This is a genomic window from Gammaproteobacteria bacterium, from assembly GCA_015709695.1.
GTDB lineage: Bacteria > Pseudomonadota > Gammaproteobacteria > Steroidobacterales.
Genome location: CP054183.1, coordinates 2,523,834 through 2,538,413, shown reverse-complemented (window position 1 = coordinate 2,538,413; position 14,580 = coordinate 2,523,834). Strand labels below are relative to the sequence as shown.

The 14,580-nt window shown below is 69.5% G+C and carries 16 protein-coding genes and 1 tRNA gene; 8 read left to right on the top strand and 9 right to left on the bottom strand.

The features are described 5' to 3' along the window. The first annotated feature begins 51 nt into the window (after nucleotides 1-51). A complete protein-coding gene (locus tag HRU81_11755; protein QOJ32733.1) occupies nucleotides 52-1,248 on the top strand; it encodes a fatty acid desaturase in 1,197 nt (398 codons plus the stop codon). Between the two features lie 51 nt (nucleotides 1,249-1,299). Here HRU81_11755 and rpmG read toward each other — a convergent pair whose 3' ends face one another. The 3 genes from rpmG to radC form a co-directional block, all read right to left on the bottom strand. Then, nucleotides 1,300-1,464: a 50S ribosomal protein L33 gene (rpmG, locus tag HRU81_11750; protein QOJ32732.1), complete on the bottom strand. Its 165-nt coding sequence runs from the start codon at nucleotides 1,462-1,464 to the stop codon at nucleotides 1,300-1,302. Nucleotides 1,465-1,475: 11 nt separating this feature from the next. Beyond that, nucleotides 1,476-1,712 carry a 50S ribosomal protein L28 gene (rpmB, locus tag HRU81_11745; GenBank protein ID QOJ32731.1) on the bottom strand — a complete coding sequence of 79 codons (237 nt, stop codon included), beginning with the start codon at nucleotides 1,710-1,712 and terminating at the stop codon, nucleotides 1,476-1,478. Between the two features lie 113 nt (nucleotides 1,713-1,825). Next, complete coding sequence (radC, locus tag HRU81_11740) at nucleotides 1,826-2,509, bottom strand: DNA repair protein RadC (protein QOJ32730.1); 684 nt, start codon at nucleotides 2,507-2,509, stop codon at nucleotides 1,826-1,828. A gap of 106 nt (nucleotides 2,510-2,615) precedes the next feature. Between radC and coaBC the strand changes: the two genes are divergently transcribed. After that, the gene (gene coaBC, locus HRU81_11735) at nucleotides 2,616-3,860 is read left to right on the top strand and encodes a bifunctional phosphopantothenoylcysteine decarboxylase/phosphopantothenate--cysteine ligase CoaBC (GenBank protein ID QOJ32729.1); all 1,245 of its coding nucleotides are present in this window, start codon (nucleotides 2,616-2,618) and stop codon (nucleotides 3,858-3,860) included. A gap of 47 nt (nucleotides 3,861-3,907) precedes the next feature. After that, complete coding sequence (gene dut, locus HRU81_11730; protein QOJ33387.1) at nucleotides 3,908-4,321, top strand: dUTP diphosphatase; 414 nt, start codon at nucleotides 3,908-3,910, stop codon at nucleotides 4,319-4,321. Between the two features lie 42 nt (nucleotides 4,322-4,363). Here the strand turns inward: dut and HRU81_11725 are convergent, their stop codons facing one another. Both HRU81_11725 and pyrE read right to left on the bottom strand, forming a co-directional pair. After that, complete coding sequence (locus HRU81_11725) at nucleotides 4,364-5,059, bottom strand: DUF4124 domain-containing protein (protein ID QOJ32728.1); 696 nt, start codon at nucleotides 5,057-5,059, stop codon at nucleotides 4,364-4,366. 89 nt (nucleotides 5,060-5,148) lie between these two features. Further along, on the bottom strand, nucleotides 5,149-5,796 hold the full coding sequence (pyrE, locus tag HRU81_11720; protein QOJ32727.1) for an orotate phosphoribosyltransferase: 648 nt from the start codon (nucleotides 5,794-5,796) through the stop codon (nucleotides 5,149-5,151). A gap of 70 nt (nucleotides 5,797-5,866) precedes the next feature. Between pyrE and xth the strand changes: the two genes are divergently transcribed. Both xth and HRU81_11710 read left to right on the top strand, forming a co-directional pair. Further along, complete coding sequence (gene xth / locus HRU81_11715; GenBank protein ID QOJ32726.1) at nucleotides 5,867-6,643, top strand: exodeoxyribonuclease III; 777 nt, start codon at nucleotides 5,867-5,869, stop codon at nucleotides 6,641-6,643. Nucleotides 6,644-6,710: 67 nt separating this feature from the next. Further along, complete coding sequence (locus HRU81_11710) at nucleotides 6,711-7,964, top strand: MFS transporter (protein ID QOJ33386.1); 1,254 nt, start codon at nucleotides 6,711-6,713, stop codon at nucleotides 7,962-7,964. A 9-nt stretch (nucleotides 7,965-7,973) separates the two neighbouring features. Here HRU81_11710 and HRU81_11705 read toward each other — a convergent pair whose 3' ends face one another. Beyond that, nucleotides 7,974-8,264, bottom strand: coding sequence for a hypothetical protein (locus HRU81_11705; protein ID QOJ32725.1), 291 nt, complete (start codon nucleotides 8,262-8,264; stop codon nucleotides 7,974-7,976). A 64-nt stretch (nucleotides 8,265-8,328) separates the two neighbouring features. Further along, nucleotides 8,329-9,036, bottom strand: coding sequence for a tRNA (guanosine(46)-N7)-methyltransferase TrmB (gene trmB, locus HRU81_11700; protein QOJ32724.1), 708 nt, complete (start codon nucleotides 9,034-9,036; stop codon nucleotides 8,329-8,331). Nucleotides 9,037-9,193: 157 nt separating this feature from the next. On the opposite strand from trmB, the gene HRU81_11695 reads away from it, so the two are divergent. From HRU81_11695 to HRU81_11685, 3 genes are all read left to right on the top strand, one after another. Further along, nucleotides 9,194-9,267, top strand: a tRNA-Gly gene (locus HRU81_11695). Between the two features lie 54 nt (nucleotides 9,268-9,321). Next, a complete protein-coding gene (locus HRU81_11690) occupies nucleotides 9,322-10,704 on the top strand; it encodes an MFS transporter (GenBank protein QOJ32723.1) in 1,383 nt (460 codons plus the stop codon). A gap of 16 nt (nucleotides 10,705-10,720) precedes the next feature. Further along, a complete protein-coding gene (locus HRU81_11685; protein ID QOJ32722.1) occupies nucleotides 10,721-11,122 on the top strand; it encodes a CrcB family protein in 402 nt (133 codons plus the stop codon). A gap of 18 nt (nucleotides 11,123-11,140) precedes the next feature. Here the strand turns inward: HRU81_11685 and HRU81_11680 are convergent, their stop codons facing one another. Both HRU81_11680 and HRU81_11675 read right to left on the bottom strand, forming a co-directional pair. Further along, nucleotides 11,141-12,673, bottom strand: a complete 1,533-nt coding sequence (locus HRU81_11680; GenBank protein QOJ32721.1) for a PAS domain-containing protein — start codon at nucleotides 12,671-12,673, stop codon at nucleotides 11,141-11,143. A 7-nt stretch (nucleotides 12,674-12,680) separates the two neighbouring features. Next, nucleotides 12,681-14,420, bottom strand: a complete 1,740-nt coding sequence (locus HRU81_11675) for an EAL domain-containing protein (protein ID QOJ32720.1) — start codon at nucleotides 14,418-14,420, stop codon at nucleotides 12,681-12,683. Between the last annotated feature and the right edge of the window lie 160 nt (nucleotides 14,421-14,580).

Sequence of the window (14,580 nt, the reverse complement as noted above, 5' to 3'; positions counted from 1 at the left end):
GCATCCGCTATAGTGGCCCGCAGCCAACACCATGGATGGGCGACGGGGATGATGCAATTCCTTGCAGATCATGTGGATGGAGTGCTCGGCCTGGGCTTCTGGGCGAAGGTGGCCGTGGCCTTCGTGGCCGTCCACGTGTCGATGGCGGCGGTCACGCTCTACCTGCACCGCGACCAGGCCCATCGCGCCATCGACCTGCATCCCGCCATCCGTCATTTCTTCCGCCTGTGGATCTGGCTGACCTCGGGCATGGTGACACGCGAATGGGTGGCGGTGCACCGCAAGCACCACGCCTTCTGCGAGACCCGGGACGATCCCCACAGCCCGGTGGTGCACGGGCTGCGCACCATCCTGCTGCGCGGCGCGGAGGTCTATCGCGTCGAGGCAGCCAACGCGGAGACGCTGGAGAAGTACGGTCGCGGCTGCCCGGACGACTGGCTGGAGCGCAATGTCTATCGCCACGGTCTCGTCGGCGTCTGGCTGATGCTGGCGATCGACGTGCTGCTGTTCGGTGCCGGCGGCATCACCCTGTTCGCCGTGCAGATGGTGGCCATGCCGTTCTTCGCGGCCGGCGTCATCAATGGCGTTGGCCATGCCATCGGCTACCGCAACTTCGAGACCGAGGATGCCTCCACCAACCTGGTGCCGGTGGGGGTGCTGATCGGCGGCGAGGAGCTGCACAACAATCACCACGCGTTTCCCACCTCGGCGCGGTTCGCGCTGCGGCCCGGGGAGTTCGACATCGGCTGGTTCTACATCCGCATGCTGTCGGCGCTGGGCCTGTGCCGCGTCGGTCGCCTGGCACCGGTGCCGCACTTCGCGGCCGCGCCCCGACCGGTGGACCTGGAGACACTGCGTGCCGTCATGCAGAACCGCATGCACGTGCTGCGTGACTACAGCCGCCGCGTGGTGATGCCGGTACTGCGCATGGAGCGTCGCGCGCGACGTGGCGATGTGCTGCTGCGCTCGGCCGGGCAGCTGCTGACCCGCTGGCCGGGGCTGATGGATGAAGCCGCGCGCCAGCGCCTGGCCCGCATCCTGGCGACCAGCCCGATGCTGCACGCGGTGGACGAGCACCGCCGGCAGCTCATGCGCGTGTGGCAGCAGGCCAATGTTTCCAACGAGCGGCTGGTGACCGAGCTGCGCGAGTGGTGCGTGCGGGCCGAGGCGAGCGGCATCGCCGTGCTGGAGGAGTTCTCGGCACGCCTGCGGGAGTACATCCCGCAGCCGCAACCGCTGCCGGCCTGAGGCAGCCGCCGTCGGCCGACGAAAAAAAACCGCCTTCCGGCGGTTTTTTTTCTACTTGATCTTGGCTTCCTTGTACTTCACGTACTTGCGGACCACGGGGTCGAACTTGTTGACCTCCATCTTGTCCGGATGCAGCCGCTTGTTCTTGGTGGTGGTGTAGTAATGGCCGGTGTCGGCGGTGGACACGAGCTTGATCTTGTCGCGCTTGCTTGCCATGGCTGCTGCCCTCAGACCTTCTCGCCGCGGGCACGCAGGTCGGCAACGACCTTCTCGAGCCCGACCTTGTCGATGGTGCGCAGCCCGCGGGTGGAGACGCGCAGGCGCACGAAGCGCTTCTCGCTCTCCAGCCAGAAGCGGTGCGTGTGGAGGTTCGGCAGCCAGCGGCGCCGGCTCTTGTTGTTGGCGTGGGAAACGGTGTTCCCGTAGGACGGCCGCTTGCCGGTGACCTGGCAGACGCGCGACATGACGAACCTCTGTCGAATCAGGTGGTTGAATCGCCAGCTCGTGGCGAAAGGCCGGCTATTAAACCAGCCGGCCGTCATTTAGGCAACCGGCCGGGCCGCAGCCTGAGGCCCGGCTAGAGCATGCCCCGCCCGGCAAGCGAGGTGCACACCCCGTCGCCGATGACGAAGTGGTCGAGCAGGCGGACGTCGATCAGCTCCAGTGCCCCGCGGATCCGCCTGGTGATCAGCTGGTCTGCCTCGCTCGGCTCGGCCACGCCGGAGGGGTGGTTGTGGGCCAGGATCACCGCCGCGGCATTCCGGCGCAGTACCTGGCGCACGACCTCCCGGGGATACACCGTGGTGTTGTCGATGGTCCCCTGGAAAAGTTCCTCAAATGCCAGGACCCGGTGGCGATTGTCGAGGAACAGGCAGCAAAACACCTCGTGCGGGCGGTCCCGCAGGCGCGCCAGCAGGAACTCGCGGCTGTCCGCCGGCGAGCGGATGGCGCGGCCCGGCGCCAGCTTTTCCTGCAGGTAGCGGCAGCAGCACTCGCGCGCCGCCACGAGGGCCGCCGCCTTGCCCGGCCCGACGCCGTGCAGGGCCTGCAGGTCGTCCAGGCTGGCATTGAGCACCCCGCGGATGCCGCCGAAGGTGGCGAGCAGGCTGCGTGCCAGATCGACCGCCGAGGTGCCGCGAACCCCGCGGCCCAGCATGACCGCCAGCAGCTCGGCATCCGAGAGCTGGGTCGGCCCGGCGCCGCTCAGGCGTTCGCGGGGCCGCTCGCCGGGCGGCCAGTCCTTGATGGAGCGCGTTTCCATTGTCAGCCATTCTCGGGCCTGCCGACGGCGCGACCCAAGTCACGAAACTGCCCGCAGCAGGCACAAAGCGATCCACCTGGCAGGGCGATTCTTGTACGCTTGCTGCATGGCTTTGCTGACCGGCAAGAAGATCCTGCTGGGCGTCTCGGGCGGCATAGCCGCCTACAAGAGCCCGGACCTGGTGCGCCGACTGCGCGACCAGGGCGCCGAGGTGCAGGTGGTACTGACCCACAGCGCGGCACGCATGGTGTCGCCGACGGTGTTCCAGGCCGTGTCCGGCCAGCCGGTGCGCGGCGATCTCTGGGATGCGCAGGCGGAGGCCGCCATGGGCCACATCGAGCTGGCCCGCTGGGCGGATTTCGTGGTCATCGCCCCGGCCACCGCTCACCTCATGGCGCAACTGGCCGCCGGCCTCGCCCCCGACCTGCTGACCACGCTGTGCCTGGCGACCACCGCGCCCGTGCTGCTGGCGCCCGCCATGAACCACGCCATGTGGGCCCATGCGGCGACGCGCGCCAATCGCACGTTGCTCGCGGCGCGTGGCCTGCGCTTCGTCGGTCCGGCCGAGGGTGCGCAGGCCTGCGGCGAGAGCGGCCCGGGCCGCATGAGCGAGCCGGCGGACATCGTCGCGGCGCTGGCCGCACTGGCGGGCATGGCGGGCGGGGCGCTCGCGGGCCGGCGGGTGCTGGTGACGGCAGGCCCGACGCGCGAGCCCATCGATCCCGTGCGTTTCGTCAGCAACCGCAGCTCCGGCAAGATGGGCTTCGCGGTGGCCCAGGCCGCGGCCGAGGCGGGCGCCCGGGTGACGCTGGTTGCCGGGCCGGTGCAGCTGCCCACGCCGCCGGGTGTCGAGCGTGTCGACGTCGAGTCCGCTGCCGAGATGCACGAGGCAACGCTGTCGCGGGCCGCGCAGGTCGACATCTACATCGGCGCTGCCGCGGTCTCCGACTATCGCCCGGCGCAGTCCGCCGCGCAGAAGATCAAGAAGAAGACCGAGACCCTGGACCTGCACATGGTGAAGTGCGCCGACGTGCTGGCCGCCGTCGCGGCCCTGGCGCAGGACCGCCCCTTCACCGTCGGTTTCGCCGCCGAGACCGAGAAGCTCGAGGAACACGCGCTGGACAAGCTGCGGCGCAAGGGCCTGGACATGATCGTCGCCAACCTCGTCGGCAGCCAGCTCGGCTTCGATCGCGACGACAACAGCGCCGTATTGCTCTGGCCCGGCGGACGCGAGGAAATCGCCCAGACCTCGAAGGCGGAGCTGGCACGGCGCATCATCGCCAGCATCGCGCAGCGCCTGCCCGGTGCCGCGGGCGGTGTCACGCCCATCCGTCGTCCCAGGCTGTCGTGAGCCCGGGCCCGAAGATCCAGCTGCGGGTCATCGACCCGCGCATCGGCATGGATTTCCCGCTGCCCGACTACGCCACGACCGGCTCCGCCGGCATCGACCTGCGCGCCTGCGTGACGGAGAACCTGCTGCTCGAGCCCGGCGCGACGACGCTGGTGCCCACGGGGATCGCCGTGCACATGGCGGACCCCGGCCTCGCGGCGCTGATCCTGCCGCGCTCGGGTCTCGGCCACAAGCATGGCATCGTGCTCGGCAACCTGGTCGGGCTGATCGACTCGGACTACCAGGGCCAGATCATGGTCTCGGTGTGGAACCGCGGCGCCACGGCCTTCATCATCGAGCCGGGCGCGCGCCTGGCACAGATGGTGTTCGTGCCGGTGGTGCAGGCGGAGTTCGAGGTCGTTGCGGAGTTCACCGCCAGCGAGCGCGGTGCGGGCGGCTTCGGCCATACCGGCCAGCGTTGACGCCGCGCCGCGGCCCGGCCGGATGCGGCCGGCGGCGGCAGATCACTCCTGGGGTGCCGCGGCCTTCAGTTCCTTGAAGCGGGTGATGTCGGCGGTGAACTGGCCGAGGACGTCGGCCTTGCGGTTGCGGGTGTCGGCCAGGTTTTTCTCGTACAGCATGATGGAGTCCATGGTGTTCGAGAGTTCCTTCGCCAGCCGCTGGTCGATGGGTGGTGCCTGCGGATCGGGGCTGTAGGGCTTGAAGCCGGCGGCCTCGGCCTGCAGCTTCTGCAGGATGTCGCGCAGGCCCTGCAGGTAGTTCTCGGTCACCTTGATCTGGGTATCGATCAGCTCGATGCGCCGGTCGCGCAGTGCCTCGATCTCGTCCACCGAGAGGTAGGTGTCGAGCAGCACCTGGTCACGGCGCGAGGCGAGGATGGCCTTCTGGCGTTCCTCGGCCGCCTTCTTCGCGGCGGCTTTCTCCGCCGCGACCTGTTCGGCCGTCTTCAGGCCGCTCTCGGTGGCGACCGGTACCCCGTAGTCGTTCAATACCTGCTTCTGGCTGCTGGCGTATTCGGGGGGCACGCTGTCGCCGAAGTGCACCACGCCGTCCTTGTCCACCCAGCGATAGGTCTTTGCCTCGCTGGCGGACCTGGACGTCGTGTGCTTCGCTGCCGGAGGCGTGGCGGCCTGCATGCCGGCCACGGGAAGCAGGAGTGCGAGAGCCGCAGCCGCGAGGCTGCCTGCAGTACGGTTCATGACTGTGCGCCCAAACCGGGCACCCCCGCCCGGGACTTGACAGATTATCCCGCCAGCCGCCGCCGCGGAACAGTGACGCAGTTCCGGAATCAGCCCCGCACGCCGTAGCGCTGGCGGTAATCGGCCACCAGCGTCAGGTGCTGGCCGAACTCGACGCTGCCCTCGAGGTGGGCCACGAGGTCATCCAGGCCGATGATGCTGGCGACCTTCACCCCGTAGTTCGCCTCGACCTCCTGCACCGCGGATGTCGCGCCCGTGCCCCGCTCCTGGCGGTCCAGGGCGATCAGCACCCCGGCCGGCTCGCCGCCGGCGGCACGGATCACCTCCACCGATTCGCGGATGGCGGTGCCCGCGGTGATGACGTCGTCGACGATCAGCACGCGGCCACCCATCGGCGCGCCGACGATGAGCCCGCCCTCGCCGTGGTCCTTGATCTCCTTGCGGTTGAAGCAGAAGGGCCGGTCCAGGCCCTGGTGCTCGGCGAGCGCGGCGGCAGTCAGGGCAACCAGCGGGATGCCCTTGTAGGCGGGGCCGAACAGCAGGTCGTAGTCGATGCCGGAGTCGGCGGCGGCGGCGGCGTAGTAGCGGCCGAGCTTGGCGACCGCGTAACCGGTGTTGAACACGCCGGAGTTGAAGAAGTACGGGCTGATGCGCCCCGACTTGAGCTTGAACTGGCCGAAGCGCAGCGCGCCGATCTCCAGCGCCAGCTCGATGAATTCCGTCTTGTACGCGCGCATGCGGCGATCCCCGGCGCCCGCGGCGCCTTCTGGTAGAGTATCGCATGGCGGGCGGCATCGCGATCACGGCATGCGCATCATCACCCTGAACGTCAACGGCATCCGCTCGGCGGCCCGCAAGGGCCTGTTCGAATGGCTGCCGCGGCAGCGCGCGGACGTCATCTGCCTGCAGGAGATCAAGGCGGGGCCGGAACACCTGGCCGAACCGCCATTCACCTCGAAGTCCTTCTACTCGTATTACGAGCCGGCGGTGAAGAAGGGCTACTCGGGCGTGGCACTGCTCACCCGCGAGCATCCCGACGGCCTGGTGCGCGGCTTCGGCACGCCGGAGTTCGACCACGAGGGCCGCTACCTCGAGGTCCGCTTCGGTGACCTGAGCATCGTCTCGCTCTACGTGCCTTCGGGTTCCGCCGGCGCGCACCGCCAGGAATCGAAGTTCCGCTTCATGACGGCCTTCATGGCGCACCTGCGCCGCATCCGCGCCGATGGCCGGCGCTATGTCATCTGCGGCGACTGGAACATCGCCCACCGCGAGATCGACCTGAAGAACTGGCGTGGCAACCAGAAGAACTCCGGCTTCCTGCCCGAGGAGCGCGCCTGGATGGACGAGGTGCTGGGCGATGTCGGCCTGCGGGATGCCTTCCGTGTCGTCGACGACCGGCCGGAGCAGTACACCTGGTGGTCCAACCGCGGCCAGGCCTGGGCGAAGAACGTCGGCTGGCGCATCGATTACCAGATCGTCTCGCCGGAGATCGCCGCGAAGGTCGGCGATGCCGGCATCTACAAGCGCAAGCGCTTCTCCGACCACGCGCCGCTCATCATGGATTACCGCCTGGATGCCGGCTGAACCCGCGGCCGGGGACGAGGCCCCGCGCTCCGGGCTCGGCGTCTACCTGCACCGCCGCGTGCTGGCGATGCTGTTCCTCGGCTTCTCCGCCGGGCTGCCGTTCCCGCTGGTGTTCGCCACGCTCTCGGCCTGGCTGGCCACGGCCGGGGTGCAGAAGTCCAGCATCGGCATGTTCGCCTGGGTCGGCATGACCTACTCGCTGAAGTTCCTCTGGGCGCCGCTGGTGGACCGCATTCCGCTGCCGGGCATCGGCGCCTGGCTGGGCCGGCGGCGCAGCTGGATGCTGCTGGCGCAGGCCGGCGTGGCGGTGGCGCTCATGGGCCTCGCCGGCGTGGATCCCGCCGGCGACCTGCTGCGGGTCGCCTGGCTGTCGGTGGCGGTGGCGTTCTGCTCGGCGACGCAGGACATCGCCATCGATGCCTGGCGCATCGAGGCGGTGGCGCAGCGCCTGCAGGGCGCCATGGCCGCGGCCTACCAGTTCGGCTACCGGCTGGCGATGCTGGCGGCGGGGGCGGGCGCGCTGTTCATCGCCGACTTCATGTCCTGGCCGGCGGCCTACCACGCCATGGCGGCGCTGATGCTGGTGGGCGTGGTGACGGTGTTCATCATCGAGGAACCGCCGCGCGGGCCCGGTGTCGACGGCAGTACTGCCGGCAGCAGCGCTGCCGCGGGGCAGCCGCCAGCCCGGCGGCTGCGGGCCTGGTTCGCCTCCGCCGTGGTCGGCCCGTTCGCGGACTTCTTCCATCGCAACGGCGCCTGGGGCTTCGTGCTGCTCGGCTTCATCGCCTGCTACCGCATCAGCGACCTGATCCTCGGCGTCATGGCCAATCCCTTCTACATAAACATCGGCTTCTCGCTGTCGCAGATCGCCACCATCGCCAAGGTGTTCGGCTTCGCGCTGACACTGGCTGGCGCGGCACTCGGCGGCGTGGCGGTTGCGCGCTGGGGCGCGGTGCGGCCGCTGGTGGCCGGCGCGGTCCTGGTGGCGACCACCAACATGCTGTTCGCCGGGCTGGCCTGGCACGGCCAGCCGGACCTGCGCTTCCTGATGGCGACCATCTCGGCGGACAACCTCGCTGCCGGCTTCGCCGGCACGGTGTTCATCGCCTACCTGTCGAGCCTGACGAGCGTGTCTTACACCGCCACCCAGTACGCGCTGTTCTCCGCGCTGATGACGGTGCTCGGCAACTTCATCGGCGGCTTCTCCGGCATGGTGGTGGAGGCCAGCGACTGGGTGAGCTTCTTCCTCTATGCATCCGCCATGGGGGTGCCGGCCATCGTGCTGTCGATGGTGGTGGCGGGCCGGGCGCGTGCCCGGTAGGCGGGGCGCCTAGTCCTGGCGGTCGAGGTACTCGAGGGGATCGCCGAAGTTCTCCTCCGGCTTGTCCTGCAGGTCCTCGAACTCTTCCTCGTCGACGTCCACGGACCCGGTCCAGTCGTCCGGCGCCTCGGCTTCCTCGATCGCCATCTCCTGCCAGGAGTCGAAGTCGAGTTCCTCGATGGTGCCGTCGTAGTACTGGATCTCCACCGTGGCATCGGTCGTGTCCAGGGCGACGACCTCGAAGAGGTCGCCGTTCTCGTGCTTGTACCAGTTGCCCACGACCGGGGATATTTCCGTCATTGTTCTTGTTCCCAATTTGGCTTCTTCGCTGGCGACCACTGCCCGGGCACGACTCATTTATAACTCAGGCGAAAGGCCGGGTCGAGCGCCGCCAGGCGCGCTCCCACACGTCATGGCCCAGGCGTTCGCCGCGCCGCTCGAAGCGGGTGCGCGGACGCGACACCGCCGCCAGCGGTGGCTGCCCGAAGGCTGGCTCGGCGGCCACCACGGCCTCGATGTGCTCCGCGTAGGGGGTCCAGTCGGTGGCGACATGGAAAACCCCGTCCGGCGCGAGCTTGCGCGCCGCCAGCCGCGCGAACCCCGGCTGCACCAGTCGCCGCTTGTGGTGGCGCTTCTTCGGCCAGGGGTCCGGGAAGAACAGGTGGATGCCCGCCAGGCTGGCATCGGCCACCTGTTGCTCGAGCACCTCTACTGCATCGTGGCGGATGAAGCGCAGGTTGCGCAGGCCGAGCTTGTCGGCGAGCAGCAGCGCGTGGCCGACGCCGGGTTCGTGGACCTCGACGCCGATGAAATCGCGCTCCGGCTCCGCGGCCGCCATGGCAGCCAGCAGCTCGCCGTCGCCGAAGCCGATCTCCATGACCACCGGTGCCTCGCGCCCGAACAGCTGGCGGAAGTCGAGCGGCCGCGGCTCGAAGGCCAGGCCGAACCGCGGCCAGAGTTCCAGCAGCGCGCGCCGCTGGGCCACGGTGGTGCGCCCGGCGCGCAGCGTGTAGCTGCGGATGGCGCGGTGGGCTGGCGGTTGCGCGGTCTCGGTGTCCGGTGGCGTGCTCATGCTCGATGCGGGTGGCGTCTGCCGGTTGGGGAGGGGCGCACAGATTAGCCTGCCGCTGCATCCTCGGACAGTGTCGCCGCCCGGTGTCCGAGCCGGGTACGCCGGGCATTCCACGGCTTGCTGCGCCGAGCGGCGGACACTTACACTTCGCGCCAGCGCGGGTGTAGTTCAATGGTAGAACTGTAGCTTCCCAAGCTACTAACGTGGGTTCGATTCCCATCACCCGCTCCAGTTACCGCGAGGCCCCGGCGGGGCCTCGTCCCCCCTCGCAAGAACGAGACCGGCATGGACGAAAAGCAACGCAACAGGATCCTGCTCCTTCTCTTCGTCGGCGTACTGATGGGTGCGCTGGACATCGCCATCATCGGCCCGGCCTTCCCGGCCATCCAGGAGGAGTTCGGCGTCAGCAGCCGCCAGCTTGCCTGGATCTCCAACCTCTACATCCTCACCAGCCTGATCGGCACGCCGCTGATGGCGAAGCTGTCGGACCGCTTTGGCCGACGCATCATCTACATGATCGGCGCGCTGCTGTTCGGCACCGGCTCGCTCATCGTGGCGAGCGCCTCCAGCTACGACATGCTGCTCATCGGGCGCGCGGTGCAGGCCAGCGGTGGCGGCGCCATCCTGCCGGTGGCCGCGGCGGTGATCGGCGACACCTTCCCGCCGGAGAAGCGCGGCAGCGCGCTCGGCCTCATCGGTGCGGTGTTCGGCATGGCCTTCCTGGTCGGGCCGCTGGTGGCGATCCTGATCCTCAAGTTCGGCACCTGGCACTGGCTGTTCCTCATCAACCTGCCGATCGCCGTCGGCCTGATCATCGGCGCCATGCGCCTGCTGCCCGCGGTCCGGCCGGCCACTCCCAAGCCCTTCGATTTCCCCGGCATGCTGCTGCTGGCCGTGATCCTCGGCTCGCTCGCCCTCGGCATCACCGGGCTCGACCAGAACGAGCCCTGGCTCGGCATGCTGCACCCGCGCATCGGCGGGCTGATCCTGCTGTCGCTGGTGCTGATGCCGGTGTTCTGGCGGATGGAGAAGGCCGCCGGCGACCCGGTGCTGCAGACGCGCATGTTCCAGTCGCGGCAGATGAACATCGCCGGCCTCATCGCCGTGTGCACCGGCGTCTCGGAGACCAGCGGCATCTTCCTGCCGACCTTCGCCGTGGCCTCGTTCAACATGGAGCCGTACGAGGCGACGCTGTGGCTGCTGCCCACGGTGGTCGCGCTGATCATCGGCTCGCCGGTCGCCGGCCGCATGCTCGACCGCGTCGGTTCGAAGGTCGTCATCCAGGGGGGGCTGCTGCTCACCGCGCTCGGCTACTTCGTGTTCGCGCTGCTCGGCACGGACATCACCTGGTTCGTGGTCGCCCAGGTGCTCTCCGGCTTCGGCCTGTCGTCGCTGCTCGGTGCGCCGCTGCGCTACGTCGTGCTCAGCGAAGCCGGCGAGGCGCAGCGCGCCGCAGCCCAGGGATTGCTGTCGGTGGTGCTGTCCATCGGCCAGATCACCGGCACGGCCTACGTGGGCGCGGTCGCCGCCTCGCATGCCGGCACGCCGGGCGGCTTCCAGCAGGCCTTCCTCGCCATCGGCCTGCTGCTGGTCGGGGCGTTGCTGCTGTCGGGCGTGCTGAAGAACCGCGCCGCGGAGCAGGCCGCCACGGCCGCGGCCAGCGGCTGAGCCGGCACCCACGGCCATGGCTGGTGCCGTGCCGATCCCGTGGCTGCAGCTGGTGCTGGTGGCGCTGGGCGGTGCGCTGGGATCGGTGGCGCGCTTCCTCGGCAGCGGTGCCGTGCACCGGCTGTTCCCCGGGCTGGCGTTCCCGGTCGGCACGCTGGCGGTCAACGTCGCGGGCTCGCTGGTCATCGGCCTGATCGGCGGGCTGGCGGAAGGCCGCCAGTTCCTGGTGCCCGACCTGCGCGTGTTCCTGCTGACCGGCGTGCTGGGCGGCTTCACCACGTTCTCGGCCTTCGCCTTCGAGTCGCTCGGACTCGGTCTCGATGGCGCATGGACCCGCCTGGTGCTGAATGTCGGCGCGCAGCTGCTGCTCGGGCTGGGAGCCGCCTGGGCGGGCTACGGCCTCGGCCGCGCCCTGTGACCGCGTGGCCGGGCGAGGTCAGCCGGCGGCGGGCAGCTGCTGCGGTGACGCCGTGGCTGCGGCCGGCGCGGGTGGCAGCGGCTTCCAGCTGAACCTGAACGTCGTGCCCCGGCCGCCCGGACCGGGGCCGAACCAGATGCGGCCGCCCTGTCCCTCGACGATGCGCTTGACGATCGCAAGCCCCATGCCGCTGCCCTCGACGCCCTCGCGCCGCCCGGGGGCCTGGAACATCTGGAACACCTGCGCGGAGAGCGCGGCGGGTATGCCCGCGCCGTCGTCCTCCACCGCGAACACCAGGACGCCGTCCTGCCGTTCCGCATGGACGCGGACCAGCCCTTCGCCGCGCGGGTGGTGCTTGATGGCGTTGTTGATGAGGTTGCGCAGCACCTGCTCCAGCGGCGCCCGCTGGCTGCGCAGCCTGGGCAGCGAGGCGTCGGCCTCCACGCGCATGCCGGGTGGCGGCGCGAGCAGCAGGGCGATGTCGTGCACCAGCTGGCGGCTGTCCACCTCGCTGGCCTCGCCCGCGGCCTGGCCGGCCCGCGCGTAGGCCAGCAGCTCGTCGAGCAGCTGGCGCAGGCGGCTGACGCGCTGGGCGAGCTGCGCGAGGCTGTCGTGCACCTCGCTCTTGCCATGGTCGGCGAGATCCTCGCGCAGCCAGTCCACCAGCGCCGCGACGGCGCGCAGCGGTGCCTGCAGGTCGTGCGAGGCCACGTAGGCGAAGTGCTCCAGGTCATGGTTGGAGCGCGACAGCTCCCGGGTGCGCTCGCGCAGCGCCTGTTCGACCCGGCGCAGCTCGGTGATGTCCACGCCGATGGCCATGAAGCCGCGTACCTCGCCGCTGGCGCCGCGGTCGGGCTGGTAGGTGATGGCGTAGTGGCGCAGCTCGCCGTCGGGCATGCGTCGCTCGTCCTCGAAGCTGTGGACGGCACCGGCGAGCACGGCGTCGTAGAGCGGCCGCTGCTCGCGGAAGCGCGCCGCGCCGGTCAGCTCGGCCAGCGTGTGTCCGATCAGCTCGCGACGGTCCGTGCCGAGGTGCTCGACATAGCGGTTGCTGAGGAAGCGCACCACGTAGCTGCGGTCGATGTAACAGAACAGCCCCGGAAAGCTGTCCGCCAGGGCCTGCATGCGCAGCTCGGTGGCATGCAGGTTCTCCTCCAGCCGCCGCCGCTCGCTGATGTCGATGCACACGCCCTGCACCACGGGCGCCGCGCCCGGCTGCTGCGGGCGCAGATACCCCCGGGAACTGATCCAGCGGATCGAGCCGTCGCGGCGCAGGGCGCGGTACTCGAGGGAGAAGCTGCCATCGCCGGCCATCGCCTTCCGGATGGCGGCCCAGTAGGTGGACTGGTCCTCCGGATGGATGCGCTGGCGCAGGAGCTCCGGCCCGAAGCCGGCATCCTCGTCGACATCGAGCATCGCGCGGCAGGTGGCATCGAAGCACAGGCGGCGGCTCGCGGCCTCGTAGCGCCAGAGGCCCACGCCCGTCTCCTGGAGCAGCGCCTGCATCTCGGGGTCGGTGATGACCTGCTCGACGCTGACGAAGCTTGTCATGCCGGCCTCAGTTGCCGGAGGCCCGCAGCGGATCGGAGAAGTCCGGCACGCGCATCAGCGCGGTGCCATCCATGAGCTCGCGCAGCAGCGGCTCCAGCTGTGCAGCAGCCATGGGCATGCCGAAGAGGAAGCCCTGGGCGACGAAGCAGCCGCGCTCCATGAGGAAGTCCAGCTGCGCGTTGGTCTCCACGCCCTCGGCCACCGTCTCCAGCCGCAGGCTGCGCGCCAGGGAGATGATGGCATCGATGACGATGCGGCTGTCCTCGCTCTCGCCGACCTCGTGGACGAAGGAGCGGTCGATCTTCAGCACGTCGATGGGGAAGCGGCGCAGGTAGCTGAGGCAGGAATGCCCGGTGCCGAAGTCGTCGATGGCGATGCGCAGGCCGAGTTCCTTGAGCCCGGTGAGGGTGCGATGCGCGGCATCGGTGTCCTCCATCAGCAGGCCCTCGGTCATCTCCAGCTCGATCAGCTCCGGCGCCACGCCGAAGTGCTCGAGGGTGCCGGCGACACGGCGCCGGAAATCGGCCTGCTGGAACTGCCGCGTGGAGACGTTGACCGACACCGGCACCAGCGGCAGCCCCACCTGCTCCCAGGCCCTGATGGTCTCGCAGACGCTGTTGAGCACCCAGTAGCCGAGAGGCACGATGTGGCCGCTGGCCTCGGCCACCGGAATGAAGCGCGCCGGACTCACCGGTCCGCGCTTCGGGCAGTCCCAGCGCAGCAGCGCCTCCAGCCCCTGCAGGCGGCGGGTCCGCAGGTTCACCTTCGGCTGGAACACCAGGCGGAAGCCCTGCTTGCGCAACGCCTCGGCGATGTCCCGCTGCAGCTCGTGGTACTCCACCAGCTCGGTGTGCATGCGCTCGGTGAAGAACTTGAAGTTGTTGCGGCCGGAATCCTTGGCCTGGTACATGGCGATGTCGGCGTTCTTCAGCAGCCGCACCGTGTCGTTGTTGTCGGACGGATAGAAGGTGATGCCGATGCTGGTGGTCACCTTGACCTGGTGGCCGTCGATGCTGAACGGCGCCTCGATGACGCTCAGCAGCTGCTGGGCGATGTTGCCGGCGTCCACCGGCGTGCCGACACCTTCCATGAGGATGGCGAACTCGTCGCCGCCGAGCCTGGCCATGATGTCGCCGGCCCGCACCTGGGTGCCGAGCCGCTGCGCCACCTCCTGCAGCAGCTGGTCGCCGGCCTGGTGGCCGAGGGTGTCGTTGACCACCTTGAACTGGTCGATGTCGAGGAAGAACAGCGCCACCCGGCTGCCCTCCCGGCGTGCGCGTGCGGTGGCGCGCCGCAGCTGGTCCTGGAAGTACTGGCGGTTGCCGAGCTCGGTGAGCGGGTCGAACTGCGCCAGGTAGTTCAGGTGCAGCTCGGCGCGCTTGCGTTCCACGGCATAGCGGATGGACCGCAGGATGGTGCGGCCCTGGCCCTCCCACTTCACGAGGTAGTCCTGCACGCCCTTGTTGAGGACACTGACGGCGAAGGCCTCGTCGTCCTGGCCGGAGAGCGCCACCACGGCGACCCGGTCGTTGACCGCCTGGATGCCGTCCACGCATTCCATGCCGCGGGCGTCGGGCAGGTTCAGGTCGAGCAGCACGACGTCGAAACCGCCGCCGGCCAGCACCTCGCGGGCTTCCTGCAGGGTCCGGCAGTGCACCAGCTCGATGTCGCTGGCCTGCTGCCTGCGCAACGACGCGCCGAGGAAGGCGACATCGTCGGCATTGTCTTCCACCAACAGCAACTTCACGGGTTCATTGGCTGGGTGGCTGCGGGTCGCGCCGCCACCGAACCCCTTTCGCGCCCAAGTCCAGGGGACAGATGTGGCGGAAAGGCTAATGGTCCCGGGCACCTGGCTGGCGGGACCGGTTTCACATATTTCGGATCGACGCCCTCCATCGGTCCGCCGT

Bases quoted from the DNA above. Each gene is read 5' to 3' on its own strand.
- HRU81_11755 (QOJ32733.1), top strand. From the start codon at position 52: ATGCAATTCCTTGCAGATCATGTGGATGGAGTGCTCGGCCTGGGCTTC.
- rpmG (QOJ32732.1), bottom strand. From the start codon at position 1,464: ATGGCAAGCAAGCGCGACAAGATCAAGCTCGTGTCCACCGCCGACACC.
- rpmB (QOJ32731.1), bottom strand. From the start codon at position 1,712: ATGTCGCGCGTCTGCCAGGTCACCGGCAAGCGGCCGTCCTACGGGAAC.
- radC (QOJ32730.1), bottom strand. From the start codon at position 2,509: ATGGAAACGCGCTCCATCAAGGACTGGCCGCCCGGCGAGCGGCCCCGC.
- coaBC (QOJ32729.1), top strand. From the start codon at position 2,616: ATGGCTTTGCTGACCGGCAAGAAGATCCTGCTGGGCGTCTCGGGCGGC.
- dut (QOJ33387.1), top strand. From the start codon at position 3,908: ATGGATTTCCCGCTGCCCGACTACGCCACGACCGGCTCCGCCGGCATC.
- HRU81_11725 (QOJ32728.1), bottom strand. From the start codon at position 5,059: ATGAACCGTACTGCAGGCAGCCTCGCGGCTGCGGCTCTCGCACTCCTG.
- pyrE (QOJ32727.1), bottom strand. From the start codon at position 5,796: ATGCGCGCGTACAAGACGGAATTCATCGAGCTGGCGCTGGAGATCGGC.
- xth (QOJ32726.1), top strand. From the start codon at position 5,867: ATGCGCATCATCACCCTGAACGTCAACGGCATCCGCTCGGCGGCCCGC.
- HRU81_11710 (QOJ33386.1), top strand. From the start codon at position 6,711: ATGCTGTTCCTCGGCTTCTCCGCCGGGCTGCCGTTCCCGCTGGTGTTC.
- HRU81_11705 (QOJ32725.1), bottom strand. From the start codon at position 8,264: ATGACGGAAATATCCCCGGTCGTGGGCAACTGGTACAAGCACGAGAAC.
- trmB (QOJ32724.1), bottom strand. From the start codon at position 9,036: ATGAGCACGCCACCGGACACCGAGACCGCGCAACCGCCAGCCCACCGC.
- HRU81_11690 (QOJ32723.1), top strand. From the start codon at position 9,322: ATGGACGAAAAGCAACGCAACAGGATCCTGCTCCTTCTCTTCGTCGGC.
- HRU81_11685 (QOJ32722.1), top strand. From the start codon at position 10,721: ATGGCTGGTGCCGTGCCGATCCCGTGGCTGCAGCTGGTGCTGGTGGCG.
- HRU81_11680 (QOJ32721.1), bottom strand. From the start codon at position 12,673: ATGACAAGCTTCGTCAGCGTCGAGCAGGTCATCACCGACCCCGAGATG.